General features: G+C 69.7%; 21 protein-coding genes. 13 read left to right on the top strand and 8 right to left on the bottom strand.

Annotated elements, in window-relative coordinates; all coding sequences use genetic code 11:
* Positions 1-61: 61 nt before the first annotated feature.
* On the top strand, positions 62-2,227 hold the full coding sequence (uvrB, locus tag AC3EO7_RS24390; RefSeq protein WP_435592474.1) for an excinuclease ABC subunit UvrB: 2,166 nt from the start codon (positions 62-64) through the stop codon (positions 2,225-2,227).
* 24 nt (positions 2,228-2,251) lie between these two features.
* Here the strand turns inward: uvrB and AC3EO7_RS24395 are convergent, their stop codons facing one another.
* Positions 2,252-2,722: a VOC family protein gene (locus AC3EO7_RS24395; RefSeq protein WP_435592475.1), complete on the bottom strand. Its 471-nt coding sequence runs from the start codon at positions 2,720-2,722 to the stop codon at positions 2,252-2,254.
* Positions 2,723-2,792: 70 nt separating this feature from the next.
* Here AC3EO7_RS24395 and AC3EO7_RS24400 point away from each other — a divergent pair, with 70 nt between their 5' ends.
* On the top strand, positions 2,793-3,653 hold the full coding sequence (locus AC3EO7_RS24400) for a DUF6597 domain-containing transcriptional factor (RefSeq protein WP_435592476.1): 861 nt from the start codon (positions 2,793-2,795) through the stop codon (positions 3,651-3,653).
* A 535-nt stretch (positions 3,654-4,188) separates the two neighbouring features.
* On the top strand, positions 4,189-4,641 hold the full coding sequence (locus tag AC3EO7_RS24405; protein ID WP_435592477.1) for a universal stress protein: 453 nt from the start codon (positions 4,189-4,191) through the stop codon (positions 4,639-4,641).
* A gap of 140 nt (positions 4,642-4,781) precedes the next feature.
* Here the strand turns inward: AC3EO7_RS24405 and AC3EO7_RS24410 are convergent, their stop codons facing one another.
* The 3 genes from AC3EO7_RS24410 to AC3EO7_RS24420 form a co-directional block, all read right to left on the bottom strand.
* A complete protein-coding gene (locus tag AC3EO7_RS24410; RefSeq protein ID WP_435592478.1) occupies positions 4,782-7,091 on the bottom strand; it encodes a HelD family protein in 2,310 nt (769 codons plus the stop codon).
* 76 nt (positions 7,092-7,167) lie between these two features.
* Positions 7,168-7,515 carry an antibiotic biosynthesis monooxygenase family protein gene (locus AC3EO7_RS24415; RefSeq protein WP_431970729.1) on the bottom strand — a complete coding sequence of 116 codons (348 nt, stop codon included), beginning with the start codon at positions 7,513-7,515 and terminating at the stop codon, positions 7,168-7,170.
* A gap of 14 nt (positions 7,516-7,529) precedes the next feature.
* Entirely contained in the window at positions 7,530-8,867 is a 1,338-nt protein-coding gene (locus AC3EO7_RS24420) for a diguanylate cyclase domain-containing protein (RefSeq protein WP_431970730.1), read from the bottom strand.
* Between the two features lie 251 nt (positions 8,868-9,118).
* Here AC3EO7_RS24420 and AC3EO7_RS24425 point away from each other — a divergent pair, with 251 nt between their 5' ends.
* A complete protein-coding gene (locus AC3EO7_RS24425; RefSeq protein WP_431970731.1) occupies positions 9,119-10,294 on the top strand; it encodes a beta-ketoacyl synthase N-terminal-like domain-containing protein in 1,176 nt (391 codons plus the stop codon).
* Between the two features lie 14 nt (positions 10,295-10,308).
* On the opposite strand, the gene AC3EO7_RS24430 is transcribed toward AC3EO7_RS24425, so the two are convergent.
* Positions 10,309-12,048 carry a sensor histidine kinase gene (locus AC3EO7_RS24430; RefSeq protein ID WP_431970732.1) on the bottom strand — a complete coding sequence of 580 codons (1,740 nt, stop codon included), beginning with the start codon at positions 12,046-12,048 and terminating at the stop codon, positions 10,309-10,311.
* Positions 12,049-12,252: 204 nt separating this feature from the next.
* Here AC3EO7_RS24430 and AC3EO7_RS24435 point away from each other — a divergent pair, with 204 nt between their 5' ends.
* The gene (locus AC3EO7_RS24435; RefSeq protein WP_435592479.1) at positions 12,253-12,981 is read left to right on the top strand and encodes a sigma 54 modulation/S30EA ribosomal C-terminal domain-containing protein; all 729 of its coding nucleotides are present in this window, start codon (positions 12,253-12,255) and stop codon (positions 12,979-12,981) included.
* Between the two features lie 87 nt (positions 12,982-13,068).
* On the opposite strand, the gene AC3EO7_RS24440 is transcribed toward AC3EO7_RS24435, so the two are convergent.
* Entirely contained in the window at positions 13,069-13,701 is a 633-nt protein-coding gene (locus tag AC3EO7_RS24440; protein WP_431970734.1) for a response regulator, read from the bottom strand.
* Positions 13,702-13,927: 226 nt separating this feature from the next.
* Here AC3EO7_RS24440 and AC3EO7_RS24445 point away from each other — a divergent pair, with 226 nt between their 5' ends.
* Positions 13,928-16,012: an amylo-alpha-1,6-glucosidase gene (locus AC3EO7_RS24445; protein ID WP_431970735.1), complete on the top strand. Its 2,085-nt coding sequence runs from the start codon at positions 13,928-13,930 to the stop codon at positions 16,010-16,012.
* Between the two features lie 124 nt (positions 16,013-16,136).
* Positions 16,137-19,190 (top strand): excinuclease ABC subunit UvrA, encoded by a 3,054-nt coding sequence (gene uvrA, locus AC3EO7_RS24450; protein WP_435592480.1) that lies wholly within the window; start codon positions 16,137-16,139, stop codon positions 19,188-19,190.
* Between the two features lie 617 nt (positions 19,191-19,807).
* On the opposite strand, the gene AC3EO7_RS24455 is transcribed toward uvrA, so the two are convergent.
* Positions 19,808-20,515 (bottom strand): alpha/beta fold hydrolase, encoded by a 708-nt coding sequence (locus tag AC3EO7_RS24455; RefSeq protein ID WP_431970737.1) that lies wholly within the window; start codon positions 20,513-20,515, stop codon positions 19,808-19,810.
* 126 nt (positions 20,516-20,641) lie between these two features.
* Positions 20,642-20,983: a DUF1844 domain-containing protein gene (locus AC3EO7_RS24460; protein ID WP_431970738.1), complete on the bottom strand. Its 342-nt coding sequence runs from the start codon at positions 20,981-20,983 to the stop codon at positions 20,642-20,644.
* A gap of 373 nt (positions 20,984-21,356) precedes the next feature.
* Here AC3EO7_RS24460 and infC point away from each other — a divergent pair, with 373 nt between their 5' ends.
* From infC to pheS, 6 genes are all read left to right on the top strand, one after another.
* Positions 21,357-22,010, top strand: coding sequence for a translation initiation factor IF-3 (gene infC / locus AC3EO7_RS24465; RefSeq protein WP_084483526.1), 654 nt, complete (start codon positions 21,357-21,359; stop codon positions 22,008-22,010).
* A gap of 73 nt (positions 22,011-22,083) precedes the next feature.
* On the top strand, positions 22,084-22,278 hold the full coding sequence (rpmI, locus tag AC3EO7_RS24470; protein WP_040706116.1) for a 50S ribosomal protein L35: 195 nt from the start codon (positions 22,084-22,086) through the stop codon (positions 22,276-22,278).
* Between the two features lie 98 nt (positions 22,279-22,376).
* Positions 22,377-22,757: a 50S ribosomal protein L20 gene (rplT, locus tag AC3EO7_RS24475; protein ID WP_039797323.1), complete on the top strand. Its 381-nt coding sequence runs from the start codon at positions 22,377-22,379 to the stop codon at positions 22,755-22,757.
* Between the two features lie 14 nt (positions 22,758-22,771).
* A complete protein-coding gene (locus AC3EO7_RS24480; protein WP_435592481.1) occupies positions 22,772-23,605 on the top strand; it encodes a TrmH family RNA methyltransferase in 834 nt (277 codons plus the stop codon).
* 9 nt (positions 23,606-23,614) lie between these two features.
* Positions 23,615-24,142 (top strand): hypothetical protein, encoded by a 528-nt coding sequence (locus AC3EO7_RS24485; RefSeq protein WP_431970740.1) that lies wholly within the window; start codon positions 23,615-23,617, stop codon positions 24,140-24,142.
* 211 nt (positions 24,143-24,353) lie between these two features.
* The gene (gene pheS, locus AC3EO7_RS24490) at positions 24,354-25,430 is read left to right on the top strand and encodes a phenylalanine--tRNA ligase subunit alpha (RefSeq protein WP_431970741.1); all 1,077 of its coding nucleotides are present in this window, start codon (positions 24,354-24,356) and stop codon (positions 25,428-25,430) included.
* The last annotated feature ends 10 nt before the right edge of the window (positions 25,431-25,440 follow it).

Consider the following 25,440-nt stretch of genomic DNA (forward strand, 5'->3'; position numbering starts at 1 on the left):
TCCCGCCTGCCGCGTCACCGAGCCGCGAAATCTGTCGGTGCCTGCGCCTACGCTGGTTGTCATGGCTTTCGCTACCGAGATTCCCGCCGAGGGAGAGACGCCCCTCGCGCATTCGGAGTTCCGTCCCGTCGGCGCCATCGAGCGCGCCGACGGGCGCTTCCAGGTGGTCAGCGAGCATCGGCCCGCGGGCGACCAGCCCGCGGCCATCGCGGAACTGGAGCACCGGATCAAGGTGGGCGAGCGCGACGTCGTACTGCTGGGTGCCACCGGCACCGGCAAGTCGGCCACCACGGCCTGGCTCATCGAGAAGTTGCAGCGCCCGACGCTGGTGATGGCGCCGAACAAGACGCTCGCCGCGCAGCTGGCCAACGAACTGCGTGAGATGTTGCCGCACAACGCGGTCGAGTACTTCGTCTCGTACTACGACTACTACCAACCCGAGGCGTACATCGCCCAGACCGACACCTACATCGAGAAGGACAGCTCGATCAACGACGACGTGGAGCGGCTGCGTCACTCGGCGACCTCGAGCCTGCTGTCCCGGCGCGACGTGGTGGTGGTCGCCTCGGTGTCGTGCATCTACGGCCTCGGCACGCCGCAGTCCTACCTGGACCGCTCGGTGCAGCTCGAGGTCGGCACCGAGATCGACCGCGACGCGCTGCTTCGGCTTCTGGTCGACGTGCAGTACACCCGCAACGACATGGCCTTCACCCGCGGCTCGTTCCGGGTACGCGGCGACACCGTCGAGATCATCCCCTCCTACGAGGAGCTCGCGGTGCGCATCGAGTTCTTCGGCGACGAGATCGAGGCGCTCTACTATCTGCACCCGCTGACCGGTGACGTGGTGCGCCAGGTGGACACGGTGCGCATCTTCCCGGCGACCCACTATGTGGCGGGCCAGGAACGCATGGAGCGCGCCACCCGCGACATCGAACAGGAGCTCGAGGAGCGCCTCGCCGAGCTGGAGCGTCAGGGCAAGCTGCTGGAGGCGCAGCGACTGCGCATGCGCACCCAGTACGACCTGGAGATGATCAGGCAGGTCGGATTCTGCTCCGGCATCGAGAACTACTCGCGCCACATCGACGGCCGCCCGGCCGGATCGGCCCCCGCGACGCTGCTCGACTACTTCCCCGAGGACTTCCTGCTCGTCATCGACGAGTCGCACGTCACCGTGCCGCAGATCGGCGGCATGTACGAGGGCGACATGTCGCGCAAGCGGAACCTCGTGGAATACGGCTTCCGGCTGCCGTCCGCCGTCGACAACCGCCCGCTGACCTGGGAGGAATTCGCCGATCGCATCGGGCAGACGGTCTACCTGTCCGCGACCCCCGGCCCGTACGAACTGGGGCAGGCGGGCGGCGAGGTGGTCGAGCAGGTCATCCGCCCGACCGGCCTGGTCGACCCGCAGGTGGTGGTGAAGCCGACCAAGGGCCAGATCGATGACTTGGTGCACGAGATCCGGCAGCGCACCGACCGCGACGAGCGGGTGCTGGTCACCACGCTCACCAAGAAGATGGCCGAGGATCTCACCGATTACCTGCTCGGGCTCGGCGTGCGGGTGCGGTACCTGCACTCGGAGATCGACACGCTGCGCCGCGTCGAGCTGCTGCGCCAGCTGCGCCTCGGCGAGTACGACGTGCTGGTGGGCATCAACCTGCTGCGCGAGGGCCTCGACCTGCCCGAGGTCTCCCTCGTCGCCATCCTGGACGCCGACAAGGAAGGCTTCCTGCGCAGCAGCACCAGCCTCATCCAGACCATCGGTCGCGCGGCGCGCAACGTCTCCGGTGAAGTGCACATGTACGCCGACAAAGTCACCGACTCCATGCGCCACGCGATCGAAGAGACCGAGCGACGCCGGGCCAAGCAAGTCGCCTACAACGAGCAGATGGGCATCGACCCGAAGCCGTTGCGCAAGAAGATCGCCGACATCCTGGACCAGGTGTACCGCGAGGCCGACGAGGTCGAGGTCGGCGGCTCCGGCCGCAACGTCAGCCGCGGCCGCCGCGCCCAGGGCGAGCCGGGCCGCGCGGTGAGCGCGGGCGTCTACGAGGGCCGCGACATCAAGGCGATGCCGCGCGCCGAACTCGCCGATATGGTCAAGGAACTCACCGCGCAGATGATGAACGCGGCCCGCGAACTCCAATTCGAGCTGGCGGGCAGGCTGCGCGACGAGATCGCCGACCTGAAGAAGGAACTGCGCGGCATGGATGCCGCCGGACTGAGCTGAGTCGCGGTGGCGTCCGCCGTGGCCTCAGCTCTGCGTCGCCATCCACTCGTCGACCCGGCGCTGGGCCTCCTCGCGCGAGACGTCCTCGACCCGCGTCATCACCGCCCAGCGGTGGCCGAACGGGTCGATCACGACGCCGAAGCGGTCGCCGGTGACGAAGGTCTGCGGTTCCTCGGCGCTGCGGGCGCCGTGCTCGACCGCGCGCTGGATGACGGCGTCGACGTCGGGGCAGTAATGCACGATCGAGGTGTGCACCCACTCGCCGTTCGGGGCCTGGACCCCGTTGGCGGGCATGGGCATACCGAGTTGCAGTGTCGAATCGCCGATCTCGAGTTCGGCGTGCGCGGGCTGGCCGTCGGGCAGGTCGCTGCGGCTGACCACCTTCGCGCCGAAGACCGCGGAGTAGAACTCGATGGCCTTGTTCGCGTCGGCGACCGCGAGGAAACAGGTGATCGAGTGGTAGCCGGAGGGGATGGGATTCACCGATGTCGTCATGGCTTCCACCCTGTCAGGGCGGGCGCGCCCGATCTTGTAAGAAAGCGACACCCGTCGAGGAGAAGGCGTGATGGCCACTGAGGGACGGACACCGCCCGACAGCGAGAAGGGAATTCTGCACCCGAGGGAGCAGTCCCGGCACCGGAGCCTGGCCCGGCTCGCGGCGGGGCCGGGGGTCGGCGAGTTCGTGGATTGGTACTGGGTGGTGCGCTGGGATCTGCGCGGCTGCCCTCCGTATGTCGCGGAGGTGCTGCCTTTTCCGTGCGTGAACGTCACTTTCGAACAGTCCGAGCAGCGCACCGGCGGCTTCGTCACCGGCGTGTGCACCACGAAATTCACCCGTGAGCTGGCGGGGCTCGGGATGACCTTCGGCGCCCGGTTTCGGACGGGCGGGTTCGGCGCCTTCACCGGATTGGACGTCGCGTCCCTGCGCGACCGGTCGTTGCCGCTCGCCGAGGTGTTTCCGGACGCCGCCGACCTCGCCGAACGGGTGCTCGCCGCCGCGTCCGACGAGGACCGCCGCGCTCTGGTCGAGAAGTTCCTCGCGCCGTGCGCCGGCGGTCACGACCCCACGTTCCTGCTGGTGACGCAGATCGTGCACGACATGGAGCACGACCGGTCGCTCACCCGGGTGGATCAGGTCACCGAGCGATTCGGCGTCCCTGTCCGCACCCTGCAGCGGATGTTCCGGCGCTATGTCGGCGCGGGGCCGAAGTGGGTGCTGCGCCGCTACCGGTTGCAGGACGGCGCGGAACTGCTCGCCAACGGGCGGCACGCGGATTTGGCCGCGCTGGCCGTCGAACTCGGCTATTTCGATCAGGCGCATTTCTCCCACGAGTTCACCGCGGAGATCGGAATGGCGCCGCTGGAGTACGCGCGGCATTCGCGTGCGGCGTCCGATTTGGTCGCGGCGTCCCCGCCCGCCGGGTGAATCCGGCCGATAAACGGTCGTTATTCGGAAGGTGCCGGGCCGCGGACGGATATCGGCTCCACGGCGGGGAGCCCACCGTGGCTGGCTGCAACGCAACTGGTCAAGGGCTCATCAGAGCCGTAGCCGCGCCCGTGCGGCGCCGCGTTGCGGCGCGGCGGCGCGCCGAGAACGGTATCTTGTGATGAATATCCCAGGCACAGAAGAACGTTCACCGCTGTTGTGACGTATCACAGGTTTACCGGCGCGAAATAGAATCCGCGCTGGTCGGTAAGGCCCTGCGACATTCGATGTGCGAACGCTGGGCGGAAAGCCCGACATCGGCGAGTGTGATGTGTTGCGATTTCTGCTGTTTCCGCCGTGATTGCGGCTATGGTCGAGCGCAGTCGCCGCGCCGGTGCCCGACATGCCGGGACGCCGGACGCAGGCACCCGACCCGCATAGTTGGAGGAAAGACCGTGAGCGAGCGAAGCGAGCGAACCAAAGACACAGCGCCACAGGCGGCCAGGCCGGCGCCGAGCGCTAGCGAGGTGGAGGCATGACCGCCTACCGGACCATTGTCGTCGGTACCGATGGATCGGAGTCGTCGTACGTAGCCGTCGAGAAGGCAGCGTCGTTGGCCGCCGATGCCGGCGCCACCCTGATCGTGGCCTGCGCCTACTATCCGACCGACGATCGCGACGTCGCGGCCGCGGCCGATGTGCTCAAGGACGAGGCCTACCAGGTGCGCGGCTCCGCCCCCACCAACGAGATCCTGCGCACCGCCAGGGACAAGGCGGCCGCCGCGGGCGCCAAGGAGATCGTCGAGCGCGCCATTGTCGGCGAGCCGGTGGAGTCGCTGCTGGGCCTGATCAAGGAGACGCAGGCGGACCTGCTGGTCGTCGGTAACCGCGGCCTGAACACCCTCGCCGGTCGCCTGCTCGGCTCGGTGCCTTCCGACGTGGCGCGCAAGTCCCGCTCGGATGTACTGATCGTGCACACCGTCCGATAGGAATTCTCGCGAGAGCTCCGTATCGCCCCTCCGGCGCGATGCGGAGCTTTCGCGCATTCGGCCGAGGCCGTAAGCGTTGCGGTCCGCCGGTCGCCGCCCTTCCCGATCCGGCGACGACCCGCGAAACCCGCCCGCGCCGATCAGCCTTGGACCGACCGCTCCAGCGTCGCCAGCACCTCGGGCAGGTCCTCGCTGTGCACCACCGTGAGCCGCTGGGTGGCCCGCGTCAGCGCCACGTACAGGTCGTTCATCCCGCGCGGTGATTCCGCGAGAATCCGTGCGGGTTCCACCAGGATCACCGCGTCGAACTCCAGCCCCTTCACGTCGTGCACCGTCAGCACCCGCACCGATTCCGCGGCCAGTTCGGCCAGCTCGGCAACCCGTGGGTGCGGCGCGATCACCGCGGTGGTGCCCGGTCCCTGCTCCGCGGCCACCAAACTCTCCACCACGCCGGGCAATTCGGCCGCGCCGACTCGCTTGGCTCGCGGCGGATTCCCGGACTCGCGCACCGAGCGCGGCACCTTGGCCTCCGGGTCGATAACGGCGAGCACCTCGGCGGCCACCGCCATGATCTCGGCCGGGGTGCGGTAGTTCACCGTCAGCTCGGTGCGCTTCCACCGTTGCGCCACATAGGGTTCCAGCATCCGCTGCCAGGACGACGCGCCCGCCGGGTCACCGGTCTGGGCCACGTCGCCGACCACGGTGATCCACCGGTTCGGAATGCGCCGCATCACCATGCGCCACGCCATCTCCGAGAGCTCCTGCGCCTCGTCCACGATGACGTGCCCGTAGGTCCAGGTGCGGTCGCCCGCGGCGCGTTCGGCGGTGGTCTGCCTGGCGCGCACGTCCTGGCGCTCGGCCAGCTGGCTCGCGTCGATCAGGTCGTAGGCCATCAGGATCTCGGGGTCGAGCTCGTCCTCGAGATCCTGCGGCGCCGAGCCGGTGAGGATGTCCAGCGCGTCCTGCGCCTCGGCCAGCTGAGCGCGCCAGCGGCGGCGGGCACGCTCCCGCTCCTCGGCGTCGTCGACGCCGAGCAACTCGGCCAGCTCGTCGAGCAGGGGCGCGTCGGCGGCGCTGAACTCGCCGTCGTCGGGGCGGACCAGCTCAGCACGGTCCTCGGGAGACAGGCTCGCCGCCACGCGGTCCAGCCGCTGTGGGTCGGCCAGCAGATCGGCCAGTACCTCCTGCGGGGTCAGGATCGGCCAGAGCCGCCCGATGGCCGCCTGCACCCCGGGATCGGACTTCATCTCGTCGCGGATCTCGGCGAGATCGGTGCGGCTGAGCAGGCTCGGACCGCCGGAGAGATCGGCGCCCATGGTCTGGGCCAGCTGGTCGGTGAGCGCGTCGATCACCGAACTGGCGAAGATCGGCCTGGCCAGGTTGTGCGGGCGGCGCGACGAGCGAGCCCGGCCGCGGGCCTTGGTCGCGATCTTCTTGTCCAGCGTCACCGGATAGCCGTCGAAACTCAGGCGGACCGGTTCGGCGGGCACCTCCTGCCGGTCGCGCACGGCCTGCTTGAGCACGTCGAGAATGCTCAACGCGCCCTTGATCTCACCCGCGCGCAGCGAATCCTCGCGGGTCGCCTTCACTCCTGGGTACAGGTTGCCGATGGTGGACAGCAGCACGCCGGTCTCGCCGAGCGAGGGCAGCACCTGGCCGATGTAGTCGAGGAAGGTCGCGTTCGGGCCGATGATCAGCACGCCGCTCTTGGCCAGCTGCTGGCGGTAGGTGTAGAGCAGGTAGGCGGCTCGGTGCAGTGCCACGGCGGTTTTGCCGGTGCCAGGCCCGCCCTGCACCACCAGCACGCTCTTGTGCTCGGAGCGGATGATCGCGTCCTGCTCGCTCTGGATGGTCTCGACGATGTCGTTCATGTGACCGGTGCGGGCCGCGTTGAGCGCCGCGAGCAGGGCGCTCTCGCTGCCGACGCCGCCGTCGGACTCGACCCTGCCCGCCTGTTCGGCCGCCGTCAGGTTCAGGTATTCGTCGTTGACCGCGGTGACCCGGCGGTTGCGGGTGCGGATGTGGCGGCGCCGGCTCACACCGTCCGGCGTGGCGGTGGTGGCCAGGTAGAACGGGCGGGCCAAGGGCGCGCGCCAGTCCAGGAGCAGGGTCGCGTAGTCGTCCTTCTCGTCCAGAATGCCGAGACGGCCGATGTAGCGCGGTTCGTCGCCGTCGAGATCGATGCGGCCGAAACACAGACCGTGTTCGGCGGCATCGTATTTGGCCAGATCCTCGGAGTACAGCTGGCTGAACGACTCGCGCTCGCTGCGCGCCTGCGGGGTGCCCCCGGTCTCCAGCAACACGGTGCGCAGCCGGTTCTTGGCGTATGCGCGCATTCCGTCGAGCCGGTCGTAGAGCACCGACAGGTAGGCCTGCTCCTTCTCGATTTCGCGGGTCCGCGCGACCGCGCCGTCGGTGACGGCACGGTCGTGGGCGAGGCGGTCGGGCAAACTGGACTCCTTGTCACCGCGATGGGGCGAACGCGCGCCGATCCCGTGCGCGCGTCGGAAAACAGAGTTGTCGAGTCTACTGCGAGTTCGGCACGCCCGCCGTAACCGCAGGTGGGGCCCCATAAGTGGGGTCGGTGAGCATCGGTTCGAAGTGCTCGACCACCGGGAACGGTTCGTAGAAGTGGTGCAGCAGCGCCTTCCACTGCTGGTACTCCGGTGACCCGCGGAACCCGTCGACGTGGTCGCTCAGCCGCTCCCATTCCACCAGCAGCAGGTAGACGCCCGGCGACTCGACGCAGCGCGAGAGTGACAGCGAGCGGAAGCCGGGCATCCCCGCGATGAGCGGCCTCGCCTCGGCGAAGGCGGCCTCGAAGGCGGCGGCGAGTTCCGGGCGGACGGGCAGCAGGGCGTGTTCGACGATCATGCGGTGACTTTCATTCAGGACGCGTGCGTGTTGTTGGTGCGGCCCTTGCCGACACCGGTGTCGCGATGGGGCGGCTTGGCGCGGTACATGGCGACATCGGCGTCGTGCAGTACGGCTTCGGGTGTGCGGCGGTCGCCGGGATCGAGTTCGGTGACGCCGATGGAGGCGTCCACCGCGATCCGGTGCCCGCGCGCGATGATCGGCTCGGACATGGTGGAGCGCAGCCGATGGACCAGCCCGTCCACGTCGACGTGGCGGCCGCGGCCGGAGAGCAGGACCAGGAACTCGTCGCCGCCGAGCCGCCCGACCAGGTCGTCGGCGCGCAGCGCGCGCTGCAGGCGCTGCGCCACGATCTGCAGCACGGTGTCGCCGATGGCGTGGCCGAGCGTGTCGTTGATGGACTTGAAGCCGTCGAGATCGATGAACAGCACCGTCGAGTAGGGCAGGTCCGCGCTGGTGGCCAGCGCGCCCGCCAGCTGGGACAGGATGAGCGAGCGGTTGGCCAGGCCGGTCAGCGAGTCGTGCGTCGCCTGGTACTCCAATTGGCGTCGGCTGGCGCGGAATTCGGTGATGTCGGCGAAGGAGGACACCGCGGGGGAGTCCGGGTCGCCGGGGTTGAGCAGCCTGCTGCTGCCGGAGAGCCAGCGGCGCTGACCGTCCCTGCGGTCGACGCCGAAGATGTAGCCGGTGACCGTCTCCCCGGTGGCCAGCGTGCGCGCCATCGGATGCCTGCTCGGCGGCAGCGGCTGGGCGTTGGCGTCGAGCAGCACCATCGGCAGCTCGCCGATGGTGCGGCCGACGATGTCGTCGTGCCGCTCGTCGGTGCCGAAGATGCGCCGGGCGGCCGGATTCGCCGACTCGATGCGCCCGCCGCGGTCGATGACGACCACGCCCTCCTCCAGCTGGGAGACCACCGTGGTGAAGTGCTGTTCGGCGCGGCGCTGGGCGTCCTCGGCGGCCCGCTGCGCGGTCAGATCGTGGATGACCACCTGGTAGGCGAAGTGGTCGTGCCACGGGGTGAGCACCGAGACCGTCTCGACCGGTACTGTCTCGCCGTTGGCGCGCATCAGCAGCATCTCGGTCGGCACGGAGGCGGTGCCCTTGCTGGTCAGCAGTTCGATGCGTTCGCGCATCGCCGGGATCGAGTCGGGATGCACGAAGCGGGTGAGCGGCTGGCCGACGACCTCGTCGGCGCTGTGCGCGTCGAGCAGCCGGACGGTGGCCTGGTTGACGTAGACGATGACGCCGTTCTCGTGCACGCAGATCCCGTCCGGCGTGTGCTCGACCAGTGACCGGTAGCGCTGCGCCAGCTGCTCGGCGTCGACGGTGACGCCCGTCGTCTCCTCACCCACTCGCAAACCCCCGATCGTCGACCGACCTATGGCCAGGATTATTCTGGTGTCGACGCGCGCGAGCTCTCAGCGTCGACGCACTTGCTTCGATCACGGTTCGGGCACTCCATCGGGCTCTATCCGGTGATCATGACAGACTCCGGTTCCTCCCGGAACAGGCCCGACCGAGGGTGTTCGGCCCGGGGATCCGGTGAAGGAGCGATGCCATGCCGGGCGCCATTCCGGAGCACAGAGATCGGTCTCGAGATCATATGTCCATCGCCGGGGTCGGTGCGGTGACCGGCTACGGGTGGGGGCGCGAGTCGCTGTGGCAGGGCCTGCTCAGCGGCAAGTCCGCCGCGCAGCTGCAACCCGGGTACGGGCCGGGCCGCGACGAGCACGCGTGGGTGACGCTGGTGCCGAACGGCGGCGACGAAGCCGTCAGCCCCAGTCGCTACGGCCGCGCCATGCACGAATCGGCGCGCGAGGCGATCGCCGACGCCTGCGCGCGTGGCTGGCGGCCCGGCCGCACGGTGGGCCTGCTGCACGCGATCGTGCTCGGCGACGTGGTGAACTGGCGCGATTTCTACCAGATCGACGAGGGCCACCGCCGCTCCCGCGACTACCTGCGGCTGCTGCCGTCCACGCCGATCTCGGTGCTGATGCAGGAGTTCGGCTTCCACGGTCCGTCGATGAACGTGTCGGCGGCGTGCAGTTCGGCCAACGTCGCGATCGTCACCGCCGAACTGTGGCTGGACAGCGGCATCGCCGACGACGTGATCTGCGTGGCCACCGACATGTCGGCGACGCCGGACATGGTCGAGCACTTCGTCCAGCTCGGCGCCGCGATCACCGACGCCGAACCGCTCGACGCGTGCCGCCCCTTCCAGGAGGGCAGCCGCGGCTTCGGCTTCGCGGAGGCCTCGGTGGCGTTCGTGCTGACCCGCGCTGTTGATCGGCCGTACGCGGCGGTGCTCGGCGGCGGCATGACCAACGACGGCTACCACGTGGTCTCGGTGGAACCGGAGCACGCGCAGATCATCGACTGCGCGCGCCGCGCCCTGGCCCAGGCCGGGGTGAGCCCGGACGAGATCGCGTACTTCAACGCGCACGGCACCGGAACGCGGCAGTGCGAGCTGGCCGAGCGCGATCTGGTCGCCCAGGTGTTGGGCGATCGTCCGCACGTGTACGGGCTCAAGCCGCTCACCGGACACAGCCAGGGCGCCGCGGCGGGCGTGGAGGTGGCCGTCGCGGCGATGGCCTACCAGCGCGGCGTGCTGCCCGCACCGCCGATCGTGGCCCCGGCGCATCCGCGGCTGCTGGACGGTCCGACGCCGTTCGAGGGCGGCCTGACCCTGAAGTCCTCGCTGGGTATGGGCGGGCACAACTCGATGCTGGTGCTGGGGCCCGCGGCCGGCAGGTCAGGCCGCGGGGGACGGGCCGGATGACGGTCCGGTCCGCGTCAGTCCGCGGGTAGCGGCACCGACCAGCGCAGCCGCGTCCCCGGCAGTCCAGCGCTGTCGGCCGGCGTGCCCGCGGGGCCGACCACGAAGCTGCCGTCGGCTTTCTCGGCCCGCTGCTCCAGATTCCGCAGCCCGCTGCGGATGACGTGGTGCGGTACGCCCCAGCCGTTGTCGGTGACCACGATCGTCAGGTCGTCGGCCACGCTGATGTCCACCGCGATCGTGTCGGCGCCCGAATGTCGTACCGCGTTGCTCACCGCCTCGCGCACCACGGCCTCGGCGTGATCGGCGAGCTCGGCCTCCAGCACGGAGAGCGGCCCGCTCACCTGGACGGTGGCCTTCAGCGGGGTCTCGGCGGTCTGCTGGCGCACCGCGCGCTCGATGCGCTGCTGCAAGCCCGCACTGTGCCCGTCGCCGCCGTGCAGGTCGAAGATGGAGGTGCGGATCTCCTGGACCACTTCCTGCAGCTCGTTGATCGAGGTCGACAACCGTTGGCGCACTTCGGGAACCACCGCCTTCGGCAGCGACCCTTGCAGCGTGAGGCCGATGGCGAACAGCCGCTGGATGACATGATCGTGCAGATCGCGGGCGATGCGGTCGCGGTCGGCGAGGATGTCGAGTTCGCGCATCCGCCGCTGGGCGTCGGCCAGCTGCATGGCCAGCGCGGCCTGATCGGTGAACGCGGCGGTGAGTTCGACGAGTTCGTCGGGATAGGGCGCCGATCCGATCGGCCGCACCGCGACGAGCACGCCGAGCGTGGCGTCAGGGGTGCACAACGGCAGGATCAGGGCGGGGCCGACATCGGCCAGCGGCACACCGAGATCGATGCGCGCCGCGTCGTCGAAGCGCAGCGGGGTGCGCCGGGTGAACGCCTCGCCGAGCGCGGTGCCCTCGGTCGAGGCCAGCCAGCCCTCGTGTCCGGCGCCGGGACCCGACCACTGGGTGAGCACGAGTTCGCCGATCTCGCCGGGCGATACGCACTCGTCGAGCCGGGCGAGGAAGCAGCGGTGCGAGCCGGTCAGGGTGCGCGCGTGGTCGACCACGTGCGCGAGCACGTGCTCGGATTCGGTGCCCGCGAGGAATTCGGTGGCGATGTCGCGGGTGGCCTCGATCCAGGCCTGCCTGGTGCGGGCCGACTCGTAGAGGCGCGCGTTGTCGACCGCGATGCCCGCCGCCGCGGCCAGCGCCTGCACCAGCACGTCGTCGTCCTCGGTGAACGGTTGCCCGCCCGCCTTTTCGGTGAGATAGAGGCTGCCGAACACCTCGTCGCGAATGCGCACCGGCACGCCGAGGAAGGTGTGCATGGGCGGATGCCCCGGCGGAAAACCCACGGACTCCGCATGTTCGGTGAGGTCGTCCAGTCGCAGCGGCTTCGGGCGATTGAACACCACGCCGAGCACGCCGTGTCCGGAGGGCAGCTGTCCGATGCGCTGCCGGACCACCTCGTCCATGCCCTCGTCGATGAACTGGACCACCTGCCGGTCGTGCCCGCGCACCGCGAGCGCGCCGTATCGGGCGTCGACCAGGCTGGTCGCGGTGCGGACTATGGCGCGTAGCGTGTCGTCCAGATCGAGGCCGGAGGTGACGGTGAGCATCGCCTCGACCAGGCCGTCCATCCGGTCGCGCGAGTCGATGATCAGCTCGACGCGCTCCTTGACCTCGCTGAGCAGTTCGCGCAGGCGCAGTTGCGAGAGCGTGTCGCGCACCGAGTACAGGCCGTTACCGCTGTCTTCGGTCATGTCGGTTCCTGTTCAGGTGGGCGCGTGAACAGCGCTTCAGCCAGTCTAATTCGCGGATCGGGGACTTTTGGCCCTGTTCGCGGTGCCGTTGCGGCGGTGGGATATCGACACTGGGTGAATTGAGAGTAGAGGTGTCCTATGAATTCGTCGCAATCGTTGTACTCCTCGGAACACTGGTCCAGCGCCGCGGATCCGGAGCTCGCTGTGACCACTCGCGGGGCCGTCCCGCCGGCCGACGTGACGCGGGCCGTCCGCGCCATCGGCCGGGTGCTGCGCCGCCACCACTTGGATGTGCCTGCGCGGGTGCGGGTTACGGCCCCGCGGGATAGGGAGGAACCCACGGTGGTGCAGGCCAATGTACGGCTGCACGACACACCGACCCGGGTGCAGGTCACCGGGCCGCGCGGGTTCGCGGTGACCTTCGCCGTCGAGCGGCTGGATCGCCAGCTCAGCAGGTTGGTCGCCAATCAGTCACGGGCGTGGCCGGATCCGGCACGGCCACCGCTGGCGAAGGTCACCGAGCAGCGGCCGATCATCCGCCGCAAGCACTGTGAGCTGCTGACCGGAACGCCCGCCGAGGCGACCGCCGTGATGGACGCGATGGACTACGACGCGTACCTGTTCACCGATGCCGAGACCGGTGAGGACGCCATCGTGCACTGGGCGGACACGCTCGGCGTGCGACTCGTCCGCCAGTGGACCACCACGACGCCGGCGGAGCGGACACAACAGCCGCTCAGCGTGAATTCCCTACCTCTGACCGTGCATTCGGAGCCCAGCCCGCTGCTCGGCGAGTCCGAGGCGGCGACCGCGCTGTGCCGCGGCGGCCTGCCCTACCTGTTCTTTACCGATCGCGAGTCGGGCCGCGGCCAGCTGCTCTACCGTCGCTACGACGGGGACCTGACCATCGTCGCGCCGATCGAAACCGCCTGATTCCCAGTACGGTTCCGATGGGAGCAGCGTGGCTCCCCTGGCACGCCGCCCGGCTCGGCGCCGCGCAGCCGAGGTCGTCGAGCCGCTTCACGGCTCGCGCAGGCGGGAGGCCAGCACCGCGGCCTGAGTGCGCCGCTCCATACCCAGCTTGGCCAGCAGCCGCGATACGTAGTTCTTGACCGTCTTCTCCGCGAGGAACATCCGCGCCGCGATCTGGCGGTTCGTCAGGCCTTCGCCGAGCAGTGCGAGCAGCTTGCGCTCCTGTTCGGTCAGACCGGCCAGCGGACCGTCGGCCTCGACGCTGTTGCGTAGTCGCGCTTTCAACGCGGTCGCCGCCCGGTTGTCCAGCAGCGAGCGGCCAGCCCCGACCGCCTTGATGGCCTCGGCCAGCTCCATGCCCTTGATGTTCTTCACCACGTATCCCGAAGCGCCCGCGAGGATCGCGTCCAGCATGGCGTGCTCGTCGGTGTAGGAGGTCAGGATCAGGCAACGCAGCCTGTCGAATTCGGCGAGCAGATCACGGCACAGTTCGATGCCGTTGCCGTCGGGCAGTCGCACGTCGAGCACCGCGACATCGGGCCGCGCCGCGCGAATGCCCGACATCGCCTCTGCGACATCGCCCGCCTCGCCGATCACCGCGAGCTCGGGATCGCTCTCCAGCAGATCCGTCAGGCCACGCCGGACGATCTCGTGGTCGTCGACCAGGAACACCTTGATCATCGCGGCCCCTCCTCGCGCACCGGGTCCCACCGCGGATCCGGCCACCGAATCTCGCCGCAGCGAATGCGTAGCGAACGGGACTGACCGAAAAACGCTGGGCGTATTGATGTTCCGAGTATGCTGGATTTCTGGACCGAACGCGTGAAAGTTGTCGAACGATGACCGATTCAGCGACACCGGGACGACCCGCCGCACGACGAGCCGCCGACCAAGGGCGCGTGACGTAATGGACCCCTGGGGCAGCGGACCTGCGCACCACGGAACGGCGAGCGCCGTGACGCTCGTCGAGGGATCCACCTTCTGCCTCAGCGACTCCGGCGGCGCGATCGAGCCGGGCCGGGCGCAGGGACTGTTCGTCCGCGACACCCGAGTGCTCTCCCGCTGGCGGCTGACCGTCGACGACCACGCGCCGCAACCGCTCAGCGTGCAGTACGCCGACCCCTACAGTGTCACGCTGCTCGCGCGCACCGCACCGCCGCCCGACCGCGCCGACAGCACCGCGCTGGTGATCGTCGGACGACACGTCGGCGACGGCATGCGCGAGGACCTGACCGTGCGCAACCTCTCCGGGGAGTCCGTCGACTTCGCGATCGCGCTCGAGGTCGACGCGGATTTCGCCGACCTGTTCGAGGTCAAGGACGGCCGGGTCGGTGAAGGGCAGGCCATCGAGCACCGCGCGGTCGACGGCGGCCTCGAAATCGCCGCTCCCGCGCTCGGTGTCGCGGTCGCGGTGCGCGCCGCGGAAGCGACCGCGGACGGCCGCCGCCTGCGCTGGCACGTCCGGCTGCCCGCCCGCGGCTCCTGGTCGACGTGCGTGCAGTACCTCCCGCTGCTCGGCTCGGCCGAGGTCACGCCGCGGCACACGTGCGGCAGCTCGGTCGCGCACAGCGCGCCCGCCAGCAGGTTGCGCGCCTGGTACGAGAACTCGCCGAGGGTGCGCACCGGCGACCCGACGCTGGCCGCGGCGCTGCGCCGCGCCGTCGCCGACCTCGGCGCGCTGCGCATCTTCGACCCGGCCAGTCCCGGCCGCGCGGTGGTCGCCGCGGGCGCGCCGTGGTTCATGGCGCTGTTCGGCAGGGACTCGCTGCTCACCTCGTGGATGGTGCTGCCGGTGGATCGCAGGCTGGCCATCGGCACCCTGCAGAGCCTGGCCGACCTGCAAGGCGTCCGCGAGCACATCGCCACCGAGGAACAACCGGGCCGGATACCGCACGAGATCAGGTTCGGCCGGGCCGCGACGCGGCTGCTCGGCGGCGACACCGTGTACTACGGCACCGCCGACGCCACCCCGCTGTTCGTCATGGTGCTCGGCGAGCTGCACCGCTGGGGACTCGACGACGCCACCCGCGACGAACTGCTGCCGCACGCCGACCGCGCCATCGAGTGGATCCAGCGCTACGGCGACGCCGACGGCGACGGGTTCGTCGAGTATTGCCGCCGCGCCGAGCACGGGCTGGACAACCAGGGCTGGAAGGACTCCTGGGACGGGGTGAACTTCGCCGACGGCACCCTCCCCGCACCGCCCATCGCGCTCGCCGAGGTGCAGGGCTACGTCTACGCGGCCTACCTGGCCAGGGCCGAGCTGGCCGACGACCTCGGCGACCGCGCCACCGCGGACCGGCTGCGCGCCGCGGCCGCCCGGCTGAAGGCCGAGTTCAACGCGAAGTTCTGGCTGCCCGAGCGCGGCTGGTACGCGGTCGGCCTGGACCGGGACAAGCGGCCGATCGACGCGCTCACCTCGAACATCGGCCACTGTCTGTGGACCGGTATCGTGGACGAGGACAAGGCGGCGCTGGTCGCGGACCGGTTGCTCGCTCCCGACATGTTCACCGGCTGGGGCATTCGAACCCTGGCCAGCGGCATGGGCGCCTACAACCCCGTCAGCTACCACAACGGTTCGGTGTGGCCGCACGACAACGCGATCTGCGCGGCCGGACTGATGCGCTACGGGTTGACCGAGCACGCCACCCGGGTCATCGACGCGGTGCTCGACGCCTCGGTGCGGTTCGGCCATCGGCTGCCCGAACTGTTCTGCGGTTTCGACCGCGCCGAGTTCGACGCGCCGGTGCCGTATCCGACCTCGTGCTCGCCGCAGGCCTGGGCCGCCGCCGCGCCGCTGCTGTTCCTGCGCAGCCTGGTCCGGCTGGAGCCGGGGGCGGCCGTCGCGGAGGTGGCGCCCGCCGTGCCCGAGCGCTACCTGCCGCTGCGGATCAGCGGACTGCGGGTCGGGTCGGAGGTGTTGACCGTCACGGTGGACGCGCACGGATGGCAGGTCACCGGGCGGTCGGAGGGCACGCGCCGGGCCGGCTGACGCTCCGGCGCGGCCTCGTCCGCGCGGGTGGACAGCCGCTCGGACGAAACTTGTCGGTGCTCGCGCTTAGCATGGCGAGCGGGGGTCTGTCTGCACGTCAACACGATCGAGAAGGGACACATCGGTGGCGGAACGCCTCACCGTGCGCGGAGCTCGGGAGCACAACCTGAAGGGGATCGATCTCGATCTGCCCCGCGACAGCTTGATCGTGTTCACCGGACTGTCCGGCTCGGGCAAATCCAGCCTCGCCTTCGACACCATCTTCGCCGAGGGCCAGCGCAGGTACGTGGAATCGCTGTCGGCCTACGCCAGGCAGTTCCTCGGCCAGATGGACAAGCCCGACGTCGATTTCATCGAGGGCCTCTCGCCCGCGGTGTCCATCGACCAGAAGTCCACCAACCGCAACCCGCGCTCCACCGTGGGCACCATCACCGAGGTCTACGACTACCTGCGTCTGCTCTACGCGCGCGCGGGCACGCCGCACTGCCCGGTCTGCGGCGAGCTGATCGCCAAGCAGACACCGCAGCAGATCGTCGACCAGGTGCTCGCCATGGCGGAGGGCACCAAGTTCCAGGTGCTCGCGCCGGTGGTGCGTACCCGCAAGGGCGAGTTCGTCGACCTCTTCGACCAGCTCAACTCCCAGGGCTACTCCCGGGTGCGGGTCGACGGTGTGGTGTATCCGCTCACCGACCCGCCGAAACTGAAGAAGCAGGAGAAGCACGACGTCGAGGTCGTGGTCGACCGGCTCGCCGTCAAGCCGAGCTCCAAGCAGCGTCTCACCGATTCGATCGAGACCGCGCTGCGGCTGGCCGACGGCATCGTTGTGCTCGACTTCGTCGATCGCGACGAGCACGCCCACGACCGGGAACGCCGCTTCTCCGAGCGCCTGGCCTGCCCCAACGGGCACCCGCTCGACATCGAGGACCTCGAGCCGAGGTCGTTCTCGTTCAACTCGCCCTACGGCGCCTGCCCCGACTGCACCGGCCTCGGCATCCGCAAGGAGGTCGACCCCGATCTGGTGGTCCCCGATCCCGAGCTCAGCCTCGCAGCGGGTGCCATCGCGCCCTGGTCGCGCGGGCAGACCGCGGAGTACTTCACCCGGCTGCTGTCGGGTCTGGCCGAGACCATCGGCTTCTCCATGGACACCCCGTGGCAGGACCTGCCGCTCAAGGCGCGCAAGGCCGTGCTGGAGGGCAGCCCCGACCAGGTGCACGTCTCCTACACCAACCGCTACGGACGCAAGCGCTCCTACTACGCCGACTTCGAGGGCGTGATGCCCTTCCTGCAGCGGCGCATGGAGAACACCGAGTCCGAGCAGATGAAGGAGCACTACGACGGGTACATGCGCGACATCCCGTGCCCGGTCTGCTCGGGCGCGCGGCTGCGCCCGGAGATCCTGGCCGTCACCATCTCGGCGGGCGAGGACAAGAAGTCCATCGCCGACGTCAGCGATCTGTCCATCGGCGACTGCTCGAAGTTCCTGAACTCGCTGACGCTGGGGGAGCGCGAGGCCGCGATCGCCGGGCAGGTGCTCAAGGAGGTCCAGGCGCGGCTCGGGTTCCTGCTCGACGTCGGCTTGGAGTATCTGACGCTGTCCAGGGCCGCCGCGACCCTGTCCGGCGGTGAGGCGCAGCGCATCCGGCTGGCCACCCAGATCGGCTCCGGGCTGGTCGGCGTGCTGTACGTGCTGGACGAGCCGTCCATCGGCCTGCACCAGCGGGACAACCGGCGGCTCATCGAAACCCTCACGCGGCTGAAGAATCTCGGCAACACGCTGATCGTCGTCGAGCACGACGAGGACACCATCCGCGCCTCGGACTGGGTCGTCGACATCGGCCCGCTCGCGGGCGAGCACGGCGGCCGGGTGGTGCACAGCGGCCCGTATCAGGAGTTGCTCACCGACCCCGATTCGCTGACCGGCGCGTACCTTTCGGGCCGCGAGCGGATCGAGGTGCCGATGGTGCGCCGCCCGATGGACAAGAAGCGCAAGCTCACCGTCGTCGGCGCGACCGAGCACAACCTGCAGGGCATCGACGTCTCGTTCCCGCTCGGCGTGCTCACCGCGGTGACCGGCGTCTCGGGCTCGGGCAAGTCGACGCTGGTCAACGACATCCTGGCCACCGTGCTGGCGAACAAGCTCAACGGCGCCCGTCAGGTGCCGGGCAGGCACACCAGGGTCAACGGCCTGGATCACCTGGACAAGCTGGTACAGGTCGACCAGTCCCCGATCGGGCGGACGCCGCGCTCCAACCCGGCCACCTACACCGGCGTGTTCGACAAGATCAGGACGCTGTTCGCGGCGACCACCGAGGCGAAGGTGCGCGGCTACCAGCCCGGCCGGTTCTCGTTCAACGTCAAGGGCGGCCGCTGCGAGGCGTGCTCCGGCGACGGCACGCTGAAGATCGAGATGAACTTCCTGCCCGACGTGTACGTGCCGTGCGAGGTCTGCCACGGCGCGCGCTACAACCGGGAAACCCTCGAGGTGCACTACAAGGGCAAGACCATCGCCGAGGTGCTGGACATGTCCATCGAGGAGGCCGCGGAGTTCTTCGAACCGGTCACCTCGATCCACCGCTACCTCAAGACCTTGGTCGACGTCGGCCTCGGCTACGTGCGACTCGGCCAGAGCGCGCCGACGCTGTCCGGCGGCGAGGCCCAGCGCGTGAAGCTGGCGGCCGAACTGCAGAAGCGCTCCACCGGCCGCACCGTCTACATCCTCGACGAGCCGACCACCGGTCTGCACTTCGAGGACATCCGCAAGCTGCTCGGCGTCATCAACGGTCTGGTCGACAAGGGCAACACCGTCATCGTCATCGAGCACAACCTGGACGTCATCAAGACCTCCGACTGGGTCGTCGACATGGGCCCCGAGGGCGGTTCCGGCGGCGGCACCGTGGTGGCCGAGGGCGCGCCGGAAGACGTCGCTGCCGTGCCGCACAGCTACACGGGCCAGTTCCTCGCCGAGGTACTCGCCCAGCCCGCCGCGTCGGCTCCGCTGAAGCGGGCCCCGGCGAAGAAGGCGGCGGCCAAGAAGACGGCGTCCAAGGCGGCGGCCAAGCAGGCTCCGGCGGAGCCCGCGGCGGCGAAGAAGGCCCCTGCCGACAAGGCGGCGAAGAAGGCCCCTGCGGAGACGGCCGCGGCCAAGCGTCTGGCCAGGAAGGCCGCCGCGCTGCGTTGATCGAAGGCAAGGCCGATCGAACGCAGAGGCTGATCGAGCGCAGAGGCTGATCGAGCGCAGAGGTTGATCGAAAAGCAGCGGTTGATCCGGGCAAAAGGTCGATGTGGAGCAGCGGGTCGATCTTCGACAATTGAACCTGAAACGGCGAGTGGCCGCGTCACAAGGCGCGGCCACTCGCCGTTTCGGCCTGCGCGGGTTTTTCGGGTCCCGAAAACGCGGGAAAAAGTGAAATGGGCGTGTGTAAGATCTGCCTCACCGTGTCCGGGCGTGGCCGGGACAGTAACGGTGAGTGCACCGGACCGCGGCGCAAGCACGCCCGAAACCCGGTGGGAGAGAAAGGAACACACCCATGGAAGGCGTGGACATCGCCGCGCTGGTCGCGCAGATCCTCACGTTTCTCGGCAGTGGATCGTCCATCAACTACACCCCGGGCGCCTGAGCGCGCCAGACAGTGAAAGGAACGCCATGGACAGCGGAAGCGCCGGGCTGACCAGCCTCTTGCAGGCCATCGCCACCATGATCGCCACCGGCTCGTCGATCTCGGTCACCCCCGGGCAGTGATCGCGCCGGGCGGGGCCGGTCGAGTGTCGGCCCGCCCCGTCTCGGCCGCGCGGCGCTCAGTTCGCCGCGGCGCCCGCGATGATCTCGGCCAGCTCCGCGGGTTTCGACCACATCGGCCAGTGGCCGGTCGGCAGGTCGATCAGCGTCGCGTCGAAGCGGGCGATCTCGCTGAACACCGGCGCCTCACCGCTCAGGCTCAACTGCCGCACCAGCTCCGCGGTGATGCTGGTGCACACCACTGTCGTCGGCACCGCGAGCCGGGCGGGCGAATCGCTCAGGCGCAGTGGCGCACCCGCGATGCTCGCAGGCTCCGACACCGCGCGCTCCCGGAATCGGGCCAGCTGCGCCGCGTCCAGCCCGACCAGGCTGTCGCCCTCCTCCGCCAATTGCTCCCAGCTCGGTAGCGGAAACTCGCGCGCCGATCCGAGCGAATCGTTGAGCACGAACCCGTCCGGCACCGGCGCGCAGTCGACGTACACCGCGTGCCGGAAGCGCCCCGGCGCGACATCGGTGGCCAGGTAGCCCGGCGCCGCCCCGCCCGAATGGGCCACCAGCACAGCCGATTCCGCGGGGTCGATGGCCGCGAGGATGGCGCCTGCCTGTTCCTCGATGGTGGCCGCGAACCGATCCTCGTCGTCGGGATCCAACCCGGGCAGGGTCAGCGCGCGCACCTCGAAGCCGCTGCCGCGCAGTTCCTCGGCCACCTCGTCCCACGCCCACGCGCCGAGCCAGAATCCGGGAACGAGCAAGATCGGTGTCGCCATACTGCCAGCATGCCGCATCGAGCCGCGGCCGCGGCCGATTCGCGCCTGCCGCAGCGTGATCGGCGGGTCAGGCGGGTGACCGGCCGGCGAGCGTCGAGCCGTACCGGACCGGGTCGGGGAACCGGCTCAGTAGACGGGGCCGGTGTACTTCTCGCCCGGACCCTTGCCCGGCTCGTCCGGGTGGGCGGAAGCCTCGCGGAACGCCCGCTGCAGGGACTGCAAGCCCTCGCGGATGGGCCCTGCGTGCGGCCCGAGGTATTCGACCGAGGCCGTGACCAGACCCGCGAGCGCCGTGATGACGCGGCGTGCCTCGTCCAGGTCGCGGTGCGGGCTGCTGTCCGGGTCCGGGTCGGCGAGGCCGAGCTTTTCCGCGGCCGAACTCATCAGCATCACGGCGGCGCGGCTGATCACCTCGACGGCGGGGATGTCGGCCAGGTCGCGCACGGAGGAGTCGAGCTCGTCAGTCATGCCCAACAGGCTAGCGAGGCCGCCAGGAGCAGTCGGAGCTGGCCGATCCCCGCGGCGGGCCGCGCAGCGCGTTTTCGGACCGATTCGGCGATAGCGGACGGCAATGCTAGACTTTCCGCTGACGACCGCCCCGAACCGCGTCGCCTGGTGCGACACGACCCGGGGCTGAATAAGTGGAGCCCGACTCCCACCGTTACCGACGAGCAATCGTACTGGTCAAACGGTCCGGTCGCCCGCCCTTGTGGCGGGTTTCTTGCGTGAGTGCCGTCTCGCGCGCAAGAGTCGATGCCTGGCATCGGCGATCGGTCGACTCGGGCCCCGTTGTGGTGAAATACCGCACCGGGGCTTTTGTGTTGAACAAGGGGTTGCAGTTATTGCCTGCGGTCGTCAGACGACACCGCTTGACCTAGGAGGCCCCATCAGCACTGAGACCCGCATCAACGATCGCATCCGAGTTCCCGAGGTCCGACTCATCGGACCTGGCGGCGAGCAGGTTGGGATCGTGCGTGTTGAAGATGCGCTACGCGTCGCCCTCGAGGCCGATCTCGACCTGGTCGAGGTGGCTCCGGATGCCCGTCCGCCGGTTTGCAAGATCATGGACTACGGCAAGTTCAAGTACGAGACGGCGCAGAAGGCGCGCGAGTCTCGGAAGAACCAGCAGCAGACCGTGATCAAGGAGCAGAAGCTCCGGCCCAAGATCGACGACCACGACTACGAGACCAAGAAGCGGAACGTCGTTCGCTTCCTCGAAGCCGGGTCGAAGGTCAAGGTGACGATCATGTTCCGGGGTCGCGAGCAGTCCCGGCCCGAGCTCGGGTTCCGGCTGCTGCAGCGGTTGGCCTCCGACGTCGCGGACCTGGGTTTCGTGGAGACCTCGGCCAAGCAGGACGGCCGGAACATGACCATGGTCCTCGCACCCCACAAGGGAGCGAAGACCCGCGTGAAGGCGCAGCAGGAATCGGCCGGACGGCCTGCCGCGAGCGCCGCGCCCGCCGGTGAGACCCCGGCCGCGGAGCAGGCCGAGTAGGCCACGCCCGCAGTTATACGAACAGACACCGGCGGTCGGAAACGGCCGCCGGGACGACCAGATAGAGGAATCCATGCCGAAGATGAAGAGCCACAGCGGCGCCTCGAAGCGATTCAAGGTGTCCGGTAAAGGCAAGCTGCTGCGCCAGCAGGCGAACCGTCGCCACCTGTTCGAGCACAAGCCCACCCGCCGGACTCGTCGTCTGGACGGCACGGAGGTCGTCGCGGCTGCCGACGTCCGTCGCGTGAAGAAGCTGCTGGGTATCTGATCCCCTAGGGCAGCACCGCGACCGGAGTTTCCGGACGCCACCCCCGACCAACCTCCCGGGCGCCGCACGCGCCCCCTATTCGATCAAGGACTGACCAAGTGGCACGCGTCAAGAGGGCCGTCAACGCTCAGAAGAAGCGCCGTTCCATCCTCGAGGCCTCCAAGGGCTACCGGGGCCAGCGCTCGCGGCTGTACCGCAAGGCCAAGGAACAGCAGCTGCACTCGCTCACCTACGCCTACCGGGACCGCCGGGCGCGCAAGGGTGACTTCCGCAAGCTGTGGATCGCCCGCATCAACGCCGCGGCGCGCATCAACGACATCACCTACAACCGCTTCATCCAGGGCCTGAAGGCCGCGGGTGTCGAGGTGGACCGCAAGATCCTGGCCGAGCTCGCCGTCTCCGACGCCGAGGCCTTCGCCGGTCTGGTCGCTGTCGCCAAGGCCGCCCTCCCGCAGGACGTCAACGCCCCGGCCGCCTGATCCGGCCGACCCTGTTGACCAAGGGACACCTTTCGGAACGACCCGCGGACGCGCTCTCCGAGCGCAATCCGCGGGTCGTTTCGGCTGTCAAGCTGCACCGCGCGCCGCAGCGCCGCAAGGCCGGACTCTTCCTCGCCGAGGGGGCGAATTCGGTCACCGCCGCACTGGAGACCGGGCGGGTGCGGGAACTGTTCTACTCCGCCGCCGCGGCGACGCGTGAGCACGAGCTGATCGCCGGCGCCTCCGCCGCGGGCGTGCGCACCACGCTGGTGAGCGACCGGGCCGCCGAGCATCTCGGCGAGACGGTCACCGCGCCGGGCCTGGTCGCGGTGTGCGAGCTGATCGACGTGCCGCTGACCGACATTCTCGACAAGCGGCCGCGGATGCTAGCCGTCCCGGTCGAGATCGCCGAGCCCGGCAATGCGGGCACCCTCATCCGGGTCGCCGACGCGGTGGGCGCCGACGGCGTGGTGCTGGCAGGCGACACCGTCGACCCGCACAACGGCAAGTGCGTGCGCGCCACCGCGGGCAGCCTGTTCCACGTGCCCGTCGCCCGCCACCACGATGTCGCGGAGACCCTGGATTCCCTTGCCGCCGCGGGCATCACACTGCTGGCCACCACCGCCGCGGGCGAGGTCGACCTCGACCAGGCCGACGAGCTCTTCCAGCGCCCGATCGCCTGGCTGTTCGGCAACGAGGCGCACGGCCTCGACCCCGCCGTCGCGGCTCGCGCCCACCACCGCGTCCGCATCCCCATCCACGGCCGGGCCGAGAGCCTCAACCTCGCCGCCGCGGCGGCCATCTGTCTCTATGCCAGTTCTCGTGTGCGACACGCGGGGGCGTTCTAGGGTTCGATCATGAGCGCCGGGGACGAACTGCTGCGCCGGATCGAGGGCGATCCCGAGCTGGCCGGGCTGCTCGCCTGGCCGGGCGATTTCGACATCACGCGCCGGGAGCCCGTCGAGGACCTGCGGCTGCCGAGCGGTACGCCGCTCACGCCGATCGCGGGCGACAGCGCGGGCGGCACGTTCTTCCTGTGCGGCGCGGAGGGGACGGAGCGCCCGGTGCTGTACGCCGACTCCGAAGGCGGCGCGGTGCTGCTGGCCGCCGATCTGGTCGAGGCGGTCGCCTTGATCGCGACCTATCCGTACTGGCGCGATCTGGGCACGGGCCGTCCGGTGGCCGAGCTCGAGGAGCAGTTCGCCGTCGACCGGCCGGAGTTCCTCGAGGTGCGCGCCGAACTGCTCGACCGGCTCGGCATCGGCGCGCCCGGCGTGGCGGAGGCGGTGCGCAAGATGCGGGCCAGCGCCGCGCGGACCGTCCCGGATTTCCTGCCGGTCGCGCCCGATGTGGAGGGCGACGCGGTGTACGTACCGCTCTGGTGACCGGCCGCGCGAGGCGCGATACCTGCGCGGATGCCCGTTTTCCGGGTGCCGGGCGGCGGTGCGCGCGCTGCCCGGGCACGGGCGCGCGGCTCGCCAGCGGGTAATCCGCGTGAATCGGTCATGGCCGATCCAATAGGATTCCACCAGCAGCAATGTGGGTAGGCAATAAGCCGGACCCGCGAACCGATCCCCAGGGGAGAGACGAACGATCGTGGCCGACGACAACACCGGAGTCGAGCAGAACGCCGAGACGCACGCCGTCGCGCTGACCGAGGAGGCGCTGGCCGCGGCGGCGGCCGAGGCCGAGAAGGCGTTCGCCGCGGCAGCCGATCTGGACGCTCTCGCGGTGGCCAAGACCGAGCATCTCGGCGGCAAGGCGCCGCTCGCCCTCGCGCAGCGCGCGCTGGGCGGGCTGCCCAAGTCGGAGAAGGCCGACGCGGGCAAGCGGGTGAACGTGGCGCGGGCGCGGGTCTCCGACGCGTTCGAGTCCCGCCGCGCGGTGCTGCTCGCCGAGCGCGACGCGGCCGTGCTGGTGGCCGAGGCGATCGATGTCACGCTGTCCGCCCGCCGGGAACCGGTCGGCGCCCGGCACCCGATCACCGTCATCTCCGAGCAGATCGCCGACGTGTTCGTCGCGATGGGCTGGGAGGTTGCCGAGGGCCCCGAGGTGGAGACCGAGCACTTCAACTTCGACGCGCTCAACTTCCTGCCCGACCATCCGGCCCGCACGATGCAGGACACCTTCCACATCGCGCCGGAGGGTTCGCGCCAGGTGCTGCGCACGCACACCTCGCCGGTGCAGGTGCGCTCCATGCTCGAGCGCGACCTGCCGATCTACGTGGTGTGCCCGGGCCGCACCTTCCGCACCGACGAGCTGGACGCCACCCACACGCCGGTGTTCTCCCAGGTGGAGGGCCTCGCGGTGGACAAGGGCCTGACCATGGCGCACCTGCGCGGCACCCTGGACGCGTTCGCGCGCGCCCTGTTCGGGCCGGAGACGCGCACCAGGATGCGGCCGAACTACTTCCCGTTCACCGAACCCTCCGCCGAGGTGGACGTCTGGTTCCCGGACAAGAAGGGCGGCGCGGGCTGGGTCGAGTGGGGCGGCTGCGGCATGGTGAACCCCAAGGTGCTGATCGCCAGCGGCATCGACCCCGACGTGTACAGCGGGTTCGCGTTCGGCATGGGCCTGGAGCGCACCCTGCAGTTCCGCAACGGCATCCCCGACATGCGCGACATCGTCGAGGGCGACGTGCGGTTCACCCTGCCCTTCGGCATCCGGTCCTGAACCGGCCCGA

Source organism: Nocardia sp. bgisy118, from assembly GCF_057708605.1.